Here is a 13,484-nt window from a genome sequence, read left to right as displayed (position 1 = left end):
AAGCAGTGCCCAGAGGCAGACCGCCTTTGGGATTATGACTTTGGTCTAATGTGCAGTGCGAAATAGCGGGCGGTGCCGTCAGCCTTTGAGAGCTTCGAGCAGCTTGACTGCGGCCATCATGTCGCGCTTGCGGGCAGCGCGGCGCGCGAGCGCCTCTGCATCATGGCCCCATTGCTCAGCCTGCCAGTCCTCGTCGACATGACCGGCAGCCCAGGCCGCCTCGCCGTCGAGCTCGCCGAAGTCGACGGCGAGCGCCAGCAGCGCCGATCCGGTCAGCGAGGTCATGACGTGGATGGCGGCAAGGCGCAGCGGATCGGCACGTTGGGCAAGATGCTGGCCGAGCAGCGCGATACTCTCGCGCGGCTGTTCGACATGGATCACGCCTTCGGCGAGATGGAACCGGGCGCCGAGTGCGCTGCGCACCCAGTCGATGACCGGGTCCCAATGCTCGTTCTGCCGGTCGACTAGTCCTTGGGGCGCATCGGCGCGGTAGCAGAGCAGATCGGATGAGGCGAAGCGCAGGACGTCCTCCAGCACCGCCTGGGGATCACAGGCGACGCCATCGATTGCCGTATTGACCAGACGCATCACCGGCATCGTCACCGGGTCGATGGTCTCCTCCTGTGCGGCGAATTCCTCGGCGACGAGAGCAGCCGCCTTTTCGGTCGGCAGCGCCAGCAGCGCCTTGGCCGGCGTGCGGACGGGCTTGCCATCGAGATGGACCGCAAAACCGTCTTCGACCGGTGCTACCGCGACCGTCTTGTAGAAGCGCTTCGGCAGTTGCGTCTTCATCTGGATCTGGGCGCGACGCACCGGGTCCGGATCGGAGAGCTGCTTTCCCGCTTCGAGGTCGTTCAATATGTCGCGCATGCTCATCCGGGGGCTTGTTTTCGGGCCGGCCGGTTGACGATGATAAGACCGGCGGCGATGAGGCCGAGTGCCAGGAAGATACGAACGGTCAACGGCTCGTTCAAGAAGACGGCGCCGCAGAGCACACCGAACACCGGCGACAGGAAGGTGAAGCTCGACAGTCCAGATGCAGGGTAGCGCCGGAGCAGCCAGAACCACAGAACATAGGTGAAGGCGACGACGTAGACGGCCTGGAACAACAGAGCCAAGGTCGGCAGAACGGCAAAGCTGCGGACTGGCGGGCCGGCAAAAGGCATCACCAAAATCCCGACGACGGCGGCCCCGGCCAGCTGATAGAGCAGCAGCTTTTCGGCGCTGGCCGTCACCAGCTTCGACCGCTTGATGACGATATTGGTCACGGCCCACAGAATGCCGGCGCCGAGACTGAGCAAATCGCCGCTCAATGTTGCGCCGCCATTGGCGCTCAGTTTGTCGGAAAACACCGCGACCAGTCCGGCGAAAGCGAGCAGAAGACCAACGAGCTTGCGTGCCGTGATGCTTTCACCCAGCAGGAAATGGCCGCCGACCAGCATCCAGAACGGCATGGTGTTGACCAGCAAGGTGTTGCGCACGACGGTGGTGTGTTCGAGCCCGACATACAGAAACAGGAACTCGAGACCGAAAAGCGCGCCTGCCAGAATGCCGGCGACGAGGGTCTTGTCGGGCGTGAACAGCGCGATGCCGCGCCAGCGGCACCAGCCGAAAACACACAGGCCGCCGATCACCGAGCGGGCGATCGACAGGAAAACGGCATCGTAGCCGGCATAGGAGATCTTGGCGGCGACGTAGTTCAGCCCCCAGGAAAAAGTCAGCCCAACCATGATGGCGGAGGCCGCCAGATCGACCGCGTCACGGCGGTCGAGCGTATCTGTGGCGACGCCCACCGGCCCTAGTCCTCCGCACTGGCGTCGTCGAAGCCGATCAGGTTCCAGCTCTGGCGCATGTGCGGCGGCATCGGCGCGGTGACGTCGACAAACCCCTTATCGGGATGCGGGATGACGATGCGGCGGGCGTGCAGATGCAGACGGTTCTGCATGCCGCCGGGAAAATCCCAATTGGTGTCGGCCTCGAAATATTTGGGGTCACCGATGATCGGGCAGCCGATATGCGCGGCATGGACACGAAGCTGGTGGGTGCGGCCGGTATACGGCTCCATCTCCAGCCAGGTCATCGTCTGTGCAGCCTGCTCGATGACACGGTAGTAGGACACGGCGTGGTCGGCGCCCTTTTCGCCATGCTTGGCGATGCGCACGCGATCGCCGTCGGGCGTCGGTTCCTTGATCAACCAGGTCGAGATCTTGTCCTCGCGCTTCGGCGGCACACCCTTGACCAGCGCCCAGTAGGTTTTCTTCGTCTCACGCGCCCGGAACGCTTCGGCGAGCTTCATGGCGGCGAGCCTTGTACGGGCGACAACCAGAACACCCGACGTGTCGCGGTCGAGCCGGTGCACCAGACGTGGCTTCTCGCCCTTCTGGTTGCGCCAGGCTTCCAGCATGTCGTCGACATTGCGGGTGACCCCGGAGCCGCCTTGCACCGCCAGGCCGGCCGGCTTGTTGAAGACGAAGACCTTCGGGTCCTCATGGATCAGCATCTTGGCCAGGACATCGGCGTCGCCCTGGTTGCGTATCGAATGGCCGGTCAGCGGGCTTTCGCCTTTCTTGTCGACTTCGAGCGGCGGCACACGCACCGTTTGGCCGGCTTCGACGCGGGTATCGGCCTTCACCCTGCCGCCGTCGACGCGGATCTGGCCGGAACGCAGCAGCTTCTGCAGATGACCAAAACCGAGACCGGGGAAATGGCTCTTGAACCAGCGGTCGAGCCGCATGCCCGCCTCACCGGCGTCCACTGTGATCTGTTCAACGCCTGCCATGATTCCAATCGCCGTTTTGCAGGCATGCAACGGCATTCGCCGGCACCCGCAATCTCACTCGGTTATTCGTTGTCGGTTCCATATTGCAGAACCTGAACTTTCTCCAGCGTAATCAAACCACTTGTCATGATTGTTTCAAGAACGGGCAGGAAAGCGGCCAATTTTTCCTCGTCATCGACGATCTCGATGACGAGGGGCAGATCCTCCGATAGGCGGAGGATCTTCGTGGTGTGAAGCCGGCTGGAATGGCCGAACCCCATCGCGCCGCGCAGGACTGTCGCGCCGGCGATCTGCATTTCGCGGGCCCTCAGCACGATAACCTCATACAGCGGACGGCCATCTGCCTTGTCGTTTTCGCCGATAAATATGCGCAGCAATTGTGCCTGTGTTGGTATCTTCATTGCCTGGACCCTCTCAGCCGGTTGAGGCGAACTGCAAAGATGTGGCCGAGCCAGACGGCGGCAAGCCAGGCCACCACGGAGATCGCGATATTGAGTCCAGCCGCCAGAAACCTCCCGCCTTGCGCGAGGGTGAGCGTTTCAAGGCTGAAGGCCGAGAAGGTCGTCAGGCCGCCACAGAAGCCGGCCATGAAGAACTGGCGCTGCAGCGGACCGGCGAAGACACGACCATCCGGTCCCGTCAATGTCGTGTAGAAGCCGATGAGGAATGAGCCGACAATGTTGACGAGGAGTGTGCCGAAGGGAAATCCAGCGCCCCACAGGGCAGTGCTCGTCGATGAGGCAAGCGCCCGCAGCACACCGCCGATCATGCTGCCTGCGGCCACGGTCGCATAGAGCCGAACCGCTTCGGAGGTTCTGCGCCAACCAATGAGGCGTCCGCCATGCCCGGCCGCGGCAGTGTCCGTCCCGTTGTGGCGGAGCTTCCGCGGGCCGCTCACGGCGCCCCGCTGCCAATCAGAAGACTTCCCGCGGCAAAGCCCAGCGTCACGCCGCCGAGGCTCAGGAAAACCGAAAGCAGCACATTTCCGCCGGCGCGCAGCCATTCGCCCTCGCGCGCCAGTGCCAGCGTCTGCAGGCTGAAGGAAGAGACCGTAGTGTAGCAACCGAGGCCGCCGGTGACGGCAAAGGCCCAGATGGCGGGCATGCCGTCGCGCGTCACCGCATGCGCAACGACACCGATTGCAAACGCTCCCGAGACGTTGACCACCATCGTGCCCCAGGGAAAGGTCTCGCCAACCCGGCGGGCGACGAAGCCGGACAAGAAGAAGCGGGCCATTGCGCCGATCGCGCCACCAAGGCAGACAAGCAAAAGATGATACATCGTGCTTCCTCACGCCGGTCACACCACGGTGTCAGGCGGCTCCGGCCTTCTTCGGCTTGCTGGAGGCGATCATCTTCCAGTTCTTGTAGAACATGGCATTGATGCGCTCGACGCTGACCGAAACGATGGCCAGGAGTGTCGAGATCAGACCGGGAAACGGCGACGGGCGAATGATGTCCATGAACACACAGTAGCGGCGCCCGTCATACTGGTTGACCGAGCGATGCAGCAGTGTGTCATCGAAGATGAACAGCGGGTTCTCGTGCCAGTAGTTCTTGGCGTTGCCGCACTCGACGAACACTTCCGATTTCACCGGGATGAGGTTGTAGAGAATGCGCAGGCTGAGCCGGAGCGGGCCAAAGTGCCAGGAAGTCGATTCCCTGCCGCTGAAAACAGAAACGGCAATCGTCTTGATATATTTGAAATCCTTGTTGAATTCGGCAACGTTGTCTATTTTGTGCTTGCCATACCACTGATAGACATACATGCCGCGCCGGCCGCTGCCGAAATTGGCGTCGATATCGGCGATGATCTCGTCCTTGCGCTCCTTGAATACGTCCAGGACCTCGTTGACCTCGCGTTGATAGTCCGGAGGAAACTGGTCCAGTTTCCAGACACCCCGGTTTCTGTAGCACAGCAGATCGACCAGCAGATTGAAGGGCGAAAGCAGCCAGGTGAAGATGCCGTTGCCGAGGAAATAACCACTGAACAGGGCCCAGTTCTTGTTGTCGTTGCGCAACACGTCGATCAGACCGAGGACAATGAAAATTGTCATCAGGATGGGAATGAAATAAAAGCCGAGCGCCAGCAGCGGGATCGCTATGGCGAACTTCCGAAGGGTCTTGCGAGATTTTTTCGTCATTTTTCCACGCGCCAGGCGCGATTCCGTTCTGAATATCGTCGGTACGTTTCTGGCCTGTCCGCCGGCCGAAGGCGCATCTTGATAGGGTTTTTTGTCACGCCAGACAACGGCGATCACGCCACTGTGCGACTGGCAGCTATTTTTCCCGCTCGCTGCGCAGCTTCGCCCAATAGTCCAGCCGCTTCCTGATATCGCGCTCGAAGCCGCGCTCGGGCGGGTCGTAGAATGTCTGCCTTCCCATCTTCTCCGGAAAATAGTCCTGGCCGGAAAAAGCGTCGGGTTCGTCGTGGTCGTAGCGATAGCCGGCGCCGTAATCTTCCTGTTTCATCAGCTTGGTCGGCGCATTGAGAATGTGCTTGGGCGGCAGCAGCGAACCGAATTCCTTCGCCGCCTGTGTGGCGGCCTTGAACGCGGTATAGACTGCATTGGATTTCGGCGCGGTGGCGAGATAGACGGTCGCCTCGGCGAAGGCCAGTTCGCCCTCGGGCGAGCCCAGATAGTCGTAGGCGTCCTTGGCGGCGTTAGCGACGACGAGCGCCTGCGGGTCGGCCAGCCCGATATCCTCCATCGCCATGCGCACCAACCGGCGCCCGAGATAAAGCGGATCTTCGCCGGCGTCGAACATGCGGGCCAGATAGTAGAGTGCCGCGTCGGGGTCGGAGCCGCGCACCGATTTGTGCAACGCGGAGATCAAATTGTAATGGCCGTCCTGGCCTTTGTCGTAGATCGGCGCGCGGCGCTGGACGATGCGCTGCAGAGCTTCGGCGCCGAACACCTCCTTTGATTTCGCTGCGCGCCAGACCTCTTCGGCGAGCGTCAGCGCCGCGCGGCCGTCGCCGTCGCTCATGCGGATGAGCATCGCACGCGCGTCTTCATCGAGCGGCAGCGCCCTGCCCTCTGCCTCCTCGGCCCGCGCCAGCAACTTGGCGATGCTGTCTTCGCCGAGCGAATGAAAGACCAGCACGCGCGCGCGCGACAAAAGCGCGGCGTTAAGCTCGAAGGACGGGTTCTCGGTGGTGGCGCCGACCAGCACGACGGTGCCGTCTTCCATCACGGGCAGAAAACTGTCCTGCTGGGCGCGGTTGAAACGGTGGATCTCGTCGACGAACAGCAGCGTCTGGCGGCCGTTCGAGCGGCGCAGCTTCGCTGCCTCGAACACTTTCTTCAGGTCGGCAACGCCGGAAAACACGGCCGAGATCTGTTCGAAGGCGAGGCTTGTCTCGCCGGCAAGCAGCCGTGCGACCGTGGTCTTGCCGGTGCCGGGCGGGCCCCAGAAGATCATCGAGCCGAGCGAGCCGGAGCCGATCAGCCGCGTCAGCGCGCCGTCGGGTCCGGTCAGATGCTCCTGGCCGACGACCTCGCCGAGGTTCTTTGGGCGCAAACGGTCGGCCAGCGGCCTGCCGGGCGGCGTCTTTTCCGGTTCATCGACACTGAACAGATCGGCCATGCAACTTCTTCTTGCCTGGAGCCCGATCATGCTGACGGTCGGGCTCAGTAACGCAACACCTGGCGCAGTATCTGCCCGCCGCGCTCGACGGTAAAGCGCCACCAGCGCGTATCCTGCTGGGCTACCTGTTCCAGGGTCGCCGCCTTGTCGATCGTCAGGCCATTGACCTCACGCACGATGTCGCCCGGCTGGAATCCAAAATCGGCAGCGGGCGAATCGCGGTTGATGTCGACCACGGTTACGCCTTTGACATCGGTGCGCAGACCGAGCCGTTGGGCAAGCCGTGGCGACAGTTCAGCAACCTTGGCGCCGGAAAAGGGGCTGCGGCCGCGCAATGTGAGTTCCGCAGCTTTGGCGCCTTCGGGCGGTCGTTCCAGAGCGATGTCCATCGTCGCTTGCTGACCCTTGCTCAGAACGCCGAAGCTGGCATTCGTACCAATCGACAGCGTCGCCATCCGGTAGTCCAGCGCCCCGACGCTCTCGACCGGCTTGCCGTTGAGCGACAGCACTACGTCGCCAGGCTTGAGCCCTGCCTTGGCCGCGGGTCCCGCCTCTTCGACCGAAGAAACCAGCGCACCGGTCGGTTTGTCCATGCCGAGCGATTCCGCAATCTGCGGCGTCACCGCCTCGAACTCGGCACCGGCATACGGCCGCTCGAAGAAGTCGAGCCCGGCCTTGGCCGCATCGGCGAAGGCGCGGACCATGTTCGAAGGGATGGCAAAGCCGATGCCGATCGAGCCGCCGCTACGGCTATAGATCGCGGTGTTGATGCCGATCAGCTGCCCTCCCATGTTGACCAGCGCGCCACCGGAATTGCCGGGGTTGATGGCGGCATCGGTCTGGATGAAGAAGCTGGAATCGGAGATGCCGATATGGCTGCGCGCCACCGCCGAAATGATGCCGCTGGTGGTGGTCTGGCCGACCCCGAACGGATTGCCGATCGCCAACACCAGGTCGCCGACCTCGAGCGCGTCGGAATCGCCGATGGCGATCACCGGGAACGGCTTGTCAGAAGAAATCTTGAGCACGGCGAGGTCGAGCGTCTCATCCTTGAGCAGCACCTTACTGTCGAATTCGCGCCCGTCGGCGGTCGCGACCTTGACCTGGTCGGCGTCCTTGACGACATGGAAATTGGTGACCACGACGCCGGTCGGATCGACCAGTACCCCCGAACCGAGCGACGACTGCGCGCGCGGCTGCGAGCGGCCGAAGAACTCCTCGAAAAACGGATCGCCGTCGAAGGGTGACGCCACCTTGGCGGTCTGCGAGGCGTAGACATTGACTACAGCCGGCGCCGTCTGCTTGACCAGCGGCGCAAAGGACAGCTGCACCTCCTCGCGGCCGAAGGGCACGCGCTTGTCGGGGCCGGAGGTGGCGTTTTCGCCTTCGACGCCATGCAACAGATCGGTCAGCACGTCGGACAGACCAGGATCTGGCTTGGTCTCCTCCGCCAGCGCGTGCCTGGCCGCAGGCACGACGGCCAACGCCATCAAGGCGCAGATCAGAACAATGGACAGCCGTTTAACGCGCATTCCGAATCCTCCAAGTCGGGCGCCATTGTCCTGACGATTGTGCAAAATGAAAGGCTAAGCCGCTGAAATCCGATTATTTTGGTAGTCGCCGCAAAAACCGGTGACAAAACCCCTGCTAGCCCTGCCCGGTACCTTCGGAAACAGAAAAAGGGGCCCGAAGGCCCCTTTTGAACTTCTCAGGAAAGCCGAGCCTTATGCGGCTGCGGCTTCCTCGTCGGTGCCTTCGGCCTCGATGCGGGCACGGTCGCCGGCGCCCTTGGCCGAGGTGTCGCGGTCGACGAACTCGATGACCGCCATTGCCGCGTTATCACCGTGGCGGAAGCCGGCCTTCATGATGCGCAGATAGCCGCCGTTGCGGGTGGCATAACGTGGCGCGATGGTATCGAACAGGCGCTTGACGACGCCTTCATTGCCGATCTGGGCAATAACCTGGCGGCGGGCGTGCAGGTCGCCGCGCTTGCCGAGCGTCACCAGCTTCTCGACGATCGGACGCAAATCCTTCGCCTTCGGCAGCGTGGTGAGGATCTGCTCGTGCTCGATAAGCGACACGGCAAGGTTGGCAAACATCGACTTGCGATGGCTTATGCTGCGGGCGAACCGGCGGCCTTTAAATCCGTGGCGCATGGCTCTTCTCCTTCATTGCGGTTTCAAGAGGCCTGAGCCCCAGTTGGTTAGCCGCATGATCTTGTCCGAAAAGTCTGCAACTTTTTGCTGCGCTGACCTTCGGTTCGGGATCATGCTTAATATTGATCTTCGTAACGCTTGGCGAGGTCTTCGATGTTTTCCGGCGGCCAGTCCGGCACTTCCATGCCGAGATGCAGGCCCATCGCCGCCAAGACCTCCTTGATCTCGTTCAGCGACTTGCGGCCGAAGTTCGGGGTGCGCAGCATCTCGGCTTCGGTCTTCTGGATCAGGTCGCCGATATAGACGATGTTGTCGTTCTTCAGGCAGTTGGCCGAACGCACCGAAAGCTCGAGCTCGTCGACCTTCTTGAGCAGCGCCGGGTTGAAGGCAAGCTCGGTAACCTGTTCGGCGGCGACTTCCTTCTGCGGCTCGTCGAAATTGACGAACAGGCCGAGCTGGTCCTGCAGGATGCGAGCGGCGAAGGCCACTGCGTCCTCGCCCGAGATCGAACCATCGGTCTCGATGGTCATGGTCAGCTTGTCATAGTCGAGAACCTGGCCCTCGCGGGTGTTCTCGACCTTGTAGGAGACCTTTTTGACCGGCGAATACAGGCTGTCGACGGGGATCAGCCCGATCGGCGCGTCCTCGGCGCGGTTGCGGTCGGCCGGCACATAGCCCTTGCCGGTGTCGACGGTGAATTCCATGCGGATTTCAGCGCCCTCGTCCAGCGTGCAGATGACGTGGTCGGGATTGAGTATCTCGACGTCGCCAACGGTCTGGATGTCGCCGGCGAGAACCGCACCCGGTCCCTGCTTGCGTACGACCATGCGCTTGGGGCCGTCGCCTTCCATACGGATGGCGATTTCCTTGATGTTCAAGACGATGTCGGTCACGTCCTCGCGCACGCCGGCGATGGACGAGAATTCATGCAGAACGCCGTCGATCTGCACGGCGGTCACAGCCGCGCCACGCAGCGAAGATAGAAGCACGCGGCGCAGCGCGTTGCCGAGGGTGAGGCCGAAGCCGCGCTCGAGCGGCTCGGCGACGAGCGTGGTCAGCGTCTTCTTCTTCGACGAGAACTCGATCTTGTTCGGCTTTATCAGTTCTTGCCAATTTTTCTGGATCATAGTGCTTTCCTTCCGTTGTCCCGCCACCATCCAATCGTGGCGGGCGACCTGGAATACCGTGGAGGAGCGCCCTTGAGGCGCTCGCGCGGCGTTCGGTAAATTCTTTAAACGCGGCGCTTCTTGCGCGGGCGGCAACCATTATGCGGGATCGGCGTCACATCACGGATCGAGGTGATGGTGAAGCCGGCGGCCTGCAGCGCGCGCAGCGCCGATTCACGACCGGAGCCGGGTCCACAGACCTCGACCTCCAGCATACGCATGCCGTGTTCCTGGGCCTTCTTGGCAACATCTTCGGCGGCCATCTGGGCAGCGAACGGGGTCGACTTGCGCGATCCCTTGAAGCCCTGGGCTCCAGCCGACGACCAGGCAATCGAGTTACCCTGCGCGTCGGTAATGGTGATCATCGTGTTGTTGAAGGTCGAATTAACGTGGGCAACGCCCGACGAGATGTTCTTGCGTTCGCGACGGCGAACACGAGTGGCTTCCTTGGCCATGATGGTCCTTTCAGTTGATCTCTACACCGCCGTAATGCCAGCGGCTCCACCAGGGAGAAGGCAGTAGGGGAATATGGCAGTAGGGCAGTATGTCTGCCGTTCCTAGTGCCTTACTGCCCTACTCCTTACTGCCCTAAATTACTTCTTCTTTCCGGCAATCGACTTGGCCGGCCCCTTGCGGGTGCGCGCATTGGTATGTGTGCGCTGACCACGAACCGGCAGCGAGCGGCGGTGACGCAGACCGCGGTAGCAGCCGAGGTCCATGAGTCGCTTGATGTTCATTGACACTTCGCGGCGCAGATCGCCCTCGACCTGATAGTCGCGGTCGATGGTCTCGCGGATCTGCAGCACTTCCGCGTCGGTCAGCTGGTTGACGCGACGCTCGGCCGGGATGCCGACCTTGTCGACGATCTCCTGGGCGAACTTCTTGCCAATGCCGTGAATGTATTGAAGCGCGATGACGACGCGCTTGTTGGTCGGAATGTTGACGCCGGCTATACGAGCCATGTTCTTCTCTTCTCCATGTAGGCCGGGCGAGCCGGCGCTTCAAGTTGCCCCGCGTCCGGTGGAGGCCGGCCCTTGCGGGAGTTTCCAGTTCAAAGCGGCCTGCCTTGCCCTTGCGGACAAGCAAGCCTCATGCCTGATAGGAAGACGGGCCGCCATACCCCAGCGGGCCGCTCCAGTCAAGCGCAATCGTTCGATTCTCTAGCCGGCCGCTCGGCCAACCTGCCGGGTCGTCGCCCTGAGCACCGCCTCGATCTGCTGCGTCACCGCATCGATGTCGGCCATGCCATCGACGCCCTTGAGTTTGCCCTTGGCATAGTAGTAGCCGATCAGCGGCGAGGTTTTCTTGTAATATTCCCTCAAGCGTTCTTCGAACACCGCTGGACTGTCGTCCTTGCGCACCGGCAGGCCTGCGGCCTTGGCTTCTTCGGCGCGCTTGACGATTCGGCCAACCAGCGCCTTGTCGTCGACGACAAATTCGATGACCGCGTCTAGCTCCAGTCCGCGATCCGACAGCATTTCCTCAACGGCGTCCGCTTGCACCAGAGTTCGGGGATACCCGTCAAGGATGAAACCGTTTGCGCAATCAGCTTGATCGATGCGCTCGGCCACGATGGCATTGACGATAGCGTCGGACACCAGTTCGCCAGCGTCCATCACCGCCTTGGCGCGCTTGCCGACTTCGGTGCCGGCCTGAACAGCAGCACGCAGCATGTCCCCCGTGGAAAGCTGTGGGATGCCGTGTCGTTCTACCAGTCTCAGTGCTTGTGTCCCCTTGCCCGCCCCCGGCGGTCCAAGCAATATCAACCTCATCTGGCCTTTTTCCCCCCGCGCAACTTCGACTTCTTGATCAGGCCCTCATACTGGTGCGCGATCAGGTGACCCTGAATCTGCGCCACCGTATCGAGCGTTACACTGACCACGATCAGGAGCGAAGTGCCACCAAGGTAGAACGGTACGCCAGTCGCTGAAATCAGGAACTCGGGCAACAGACACACCAGCACCAGATAAATGGCGCCGACGACGGTGATGCGGGTGAGCACATAGTCGATATAGTCCGCAGTGCGCTCGCCCGGACGATAGCCCGGGATGAAGCCCGAATGCTTCTTGAGCTGGTCGGCGGTGTCCTTCGGATTGAAGACGATCGCCGTATAGAAGAAGGCGAAGAACACGATCATCGCCGCGTAGAAGGCCATATAGAGCGGTTGGCCGTGGCCGAGCGCCGCCAGGATGGTGCTAGCCCATGCAGGCATATTGGTGGTCTGCGAGAAGCCGGCGACGGTCGCAGGCAGTAGCAGCAGCGACGAGGCGAAGATCGGCGGAATGACGCCGGACGTGTTGAGCTTCAGCGGCAGATGCGAGGTATCGCCCTGGAACATGCGATTGCCAACCTGGCGCTTGGGATACTGGATCAGCAGGCGGCGCTGGGCGCGCTCGAAGAAGACGATCAGCGCGATGACGATGATGGCGAGCACGATGATCGCCAGGATCAGGCCGGTCGACAAGGCGCCGGTGCGGCCAAGCTCCAGCGTGCCGGAGATGGCGCGCGGCAGGCCGGCGACGATGCCGGAGAAGATGATCAGCGAAATGCCGTTGCCGATGCCGCGGGCGGTGATCTGCTCGCCAAGCCACATCAGGAACATGGTGCCGCCGACCAGCGTGACGACGGTAGAGATGCGGAAGAACATGCCGGGATCGTTGACGATGCCGTTGCCGCCCTCAAGGCCGACCGAAATGCCGTACGCCTGGACCAGCGCCAGAAGGACTGTGCCGTAGCGCGTGTACTGGTTGATGATCTTGCGGCCCTGCTCGCCTTCCTTCTTCAGCGCTTCCAGCGACGGAATGACCGAGGTCATCAGCTGCATAATGATGGAAGCGGAGATATAGGGCATAATGCCAAGGGCAAAGATCGCCATGCGCTGCACGGCGCCGCCGGCGAACATGTTGAACATGCCGAGCACGCCCTTGCTCTGCGACGAGAAAGCCTGGGCGAAAGCGTCGGGATTGATGCCGGGCAGCGGGATATAGGTGCCAAGACGATAGACGAGCAGCGCGCCGATGGTGAACCAGATGCGCTTCTTCAAATCCTCGGCTTTGGCGAAGGCCGAAAAATTCAGATTCGAGGCTAGTTGTTCAGCAGCCGAAGCCATGCCTGATTCTCCGCTTGGTCACGCTCGATGCCCGCAGCTCAGGCGGCGCGTGTCACCGAAGCTCACGAGATAAGCTCCGGACTGCAAACATGCAAGCGGCCGCGTTGATGCGGCCGCCACATCCGTCGGATCAAAGCACGACCGCAGGCAAAACCGAATTCTACCTTTGCCGAACGTGCTTCAAATTGCCGTTACTCGGCGGCTGCCTGCTCAGGCAGTTTCACCGAGCCGCCGGCCTTTTCGATCTTCTCGATCGCGGCCTTAGAGGCTCCGGCCACGTCGAAGGCAAGCTTGGCCTTGATGTCGCCGTCCGAAAGGATGCGCACGCCGTCCTTGACGCGACGAATGACGCCGGCCGCAACCAGCGTCTCGGCCGTCACAACTGTCTTAGCGTCAAGCTTCTTGGCATCGAGCGCCGCCTGGATGCGGGCCAGCGACACGACGGTGAAGCTCTTGGCGAAGATATTGTTGAAGCCGCGCTTCGGCAGACGCCGGTAGAGCGGCATCTGGCCACCCTCGAAGCCGTTGACGGCGACACCAGAGCGCGCCTTCTGGCCCTTAACGCCGCGACCGGCGGTCTTGCCTGAACCGGAACCGATGCCACGGCCGAGACGCTTCTTGGAGTGCGTCGCGCCGTCCTTGTCACGCAGATCATTGAGTTTCATCTGGGTTCTCCTGCGCTCT

The 13,484-nt window shown here is 62.0% G+C and carries 16 protein-coding genes; all 16 read right to left on the bottom strand.

Features of this window, described 5'->3' with window-relative positions; genetic code table 11:
* Positions 1-78 precede the first annotated feature (78 nt).
* Complete coding sequence (locus NKJ17_RS15220; RefSeq protein WP_352507444.1) at positions 79-870, bottom strand: ATP12 family chaperone protein; 792 nt, start codon at positions 868-870, stop codon at positions 79-81.
* 2 nt (positions 871-872) lie between these two features.
* A complete protein-coding gene (locus NKJ17_RS15215) occupies positions 873-1,730 on the bottom strand; it encodes a DMT family transporter (protein ID WP_502896093.1) in 858 nt (285 codons plus the stop codon).
* Between the two features lie 68 nt (positions 1,731-1,798).
* Positions 1,799-2,779 carry an RluA family pseudouridine synthase gene (locus NKJ17_RS15210; RefSeq protein WP_352507446.1) on the bottom strand — a complete coding sequence of 327 codons (981 nt, stop codon included), beginning with the start codon at positions 2,777-2,779 and terminating at the stop codon, positions 1,799-1,801.
* 62 nt (positions 2,780-2,841) lie between these two features.
* Positions 2,842-3,180 carry a DUF190 domain-containing protein gene (locus NKJ17_RS15205; RefSeq protein ID WP_254817158.1) on the bottom strand — a complete coding sequence of 113 codons (339 nt, stop codon included), beginning with the start codon at positions 3,178-3,180 and terminating at the stop codon, positions 2,842-2,844.
* Positions 3,177-3,563, bottom strand: coding sequence for a fluoride efflux transporter CrcB (gene crcB / locus NKJ17_RS15200; protein ID WP_502896091.1), 387 nt, complete (start codon positions 3,561-3,563; stop codon positions 3,177-3,179). The genes NKJ17_RS15205 and crcB (NKJ17_RS15200) overlap by 4 nt, the downstream gene beginning before the upstream one ends.
* Positions 3,564-3,673: 110 nt before the next feature.
* The gene (gene crcB, locus NKJ17_RS15195) at positions 3,674-4,060 is read right to left on the bottom strand and encodes a fluoride efflux transporter CrcB (RefSeq protein ID WP_352507447.1); all 387 of its coding nucleotides are present in this window, start codon (positions 4,058-4,060) and stop codon (positions 3,674-3,676) included.
* Between the two features lie 31 nt (positions 4,061-4,091).
* On the bottom strand, positions 4,092-4,922 hold the full coding sequence (locus NKJ17_RS15190) for an aspartyl/asparaginyl beta-hydroxylase domain-containing protein (protein ID WP_352507448.1): 831 nt from the start codon (positions 4,920-4,922) through the stop codon (positions 4,092-4,094).
* Between the two features lie 136 nt (positions 4,923-5,058).
* A complete protein-coding gene (locus NKJ17_RS15185; protein WP_023675125.1) occupies positions 5,059-6,369 on the bottom strand; it encodes a replication-associated recombination protein A in 1,311 nt (436 codons plus the stop codon).
* A gap of 44 nt (positions 6,370-6,413) precedes the next feature.
* The gene (locus tag NKJ17_RS15180) at positions 6,414-7,901 is read right to left on the bottom strand and encodes a DegQ family serine endoprotease (RefSeq protein WP_352507449.1); all 1,488 of its coding nucleotides are present in this window, start codon (positions 7,899-7,901) and stop codon (positions 6,414-6,416) included.
* 192 nt (positions 7,902-8,093) lie between these two features.
* Complete coding sequence (rplQ, locus tag NKJ17_RS15175) at positions 8,094-8,525, bottom strand: 50S ribosomal protein L17 (RefSeq protein ID WP_023799277.1); 432 nt, start codon at positions 8,523-8,525, stop codon at positions 8,094-8,096.
* A 116-nt stretch (positions 8,526-8,641) separates the two neighbouring features.
* Positions 8,642-9,652 carry a DNA-directed RNA polymerase subunit alpha gene (locus NKJ17_RS15170; RefSeq protein ID WP_023675128.1) on the bottom strand — a complete coding sequence of 337 codons (1,011 nt, stop codon included), beginning with the start codon at positions 9,650-9,652 and terminating at the stop codon, positions 8,642-8,644.
* A 104-nt stretch (positions 9,653-9,756) separates the two neighbouring features.
* Positions 9,757-10,146, bottom strand: coding sequence for a 30S ribosomal protein S11 (gene rpsK / locus NKJ17_RS15165; protein ID WP_023799279.1), 390 nt, complete (start codon positions 10,144-10,146; stop codon positions 9,757-9,759).
* 138 nt (positions 10,147-10,284) lie between these two features.
* Entirely contained in the window at positions 10,285-10,653 is a 369-nt protein-coding gene (gene rpsM, locus NKJ17_RS15160) for a 30S ribosomal protein S13 (RefSeq protein ID WP_006205445.1), read from the bottom strand.
* A 198-nt stretch (positions 10,654-10,851) separates the two neighbouring features.
* Positions 10,852-11,463: an adenylate kinase gene (locus NKJ17_RS15155; protein WP_352507450.1), complete on the bottom strand. Its 612-nt coding sequence runs from the start codon at positions 11,461-11,463 to the stop codon at positions 10,852-10,854.
* Complete coding sequence (gene secY, locus NKJ17_RS15150) at positions 11,460-12,800, bottom strand: preprotein translocase subunit SecY (RefSeq protein WP_023675130.1); 1,341 nt, start codon at positions 12,798-12,800, stop codon at positions 11,460-11,462. Before secY ends, NKJ17_RS15155 begins: the two co-directional genes overlap by 4 nt.
* A 191-nt stretch (positions 12,801-12,991) precedes the next feature.
* Positions 12,992-13,465, bottom strand: coding sequence for a 50S ribosomal protein L15 (rplO, locus tag NKJ17_RS15145; protein WP_352689263.1), 474 nt, complete (start codon positions 13,463-13,465; stop codon positions 12,992-12,994).
* Between the last annotated feature and the right edge of the window lie 19 nt (positions 13,466-13,484).

Source organism: Mesorhizobium sp. M0208 (assembly GCF_040322015.1).
GTDB lineage: Bacteria > Pseudomonadota > Alphaproteobacteria > Rhizobiales > Rhizobiaceae > Mesorhizobium.
Note: the sequence above shows the minus strand (reverse complement) of the source record. Positions and strands in the feature narration are given on the sequence as shown.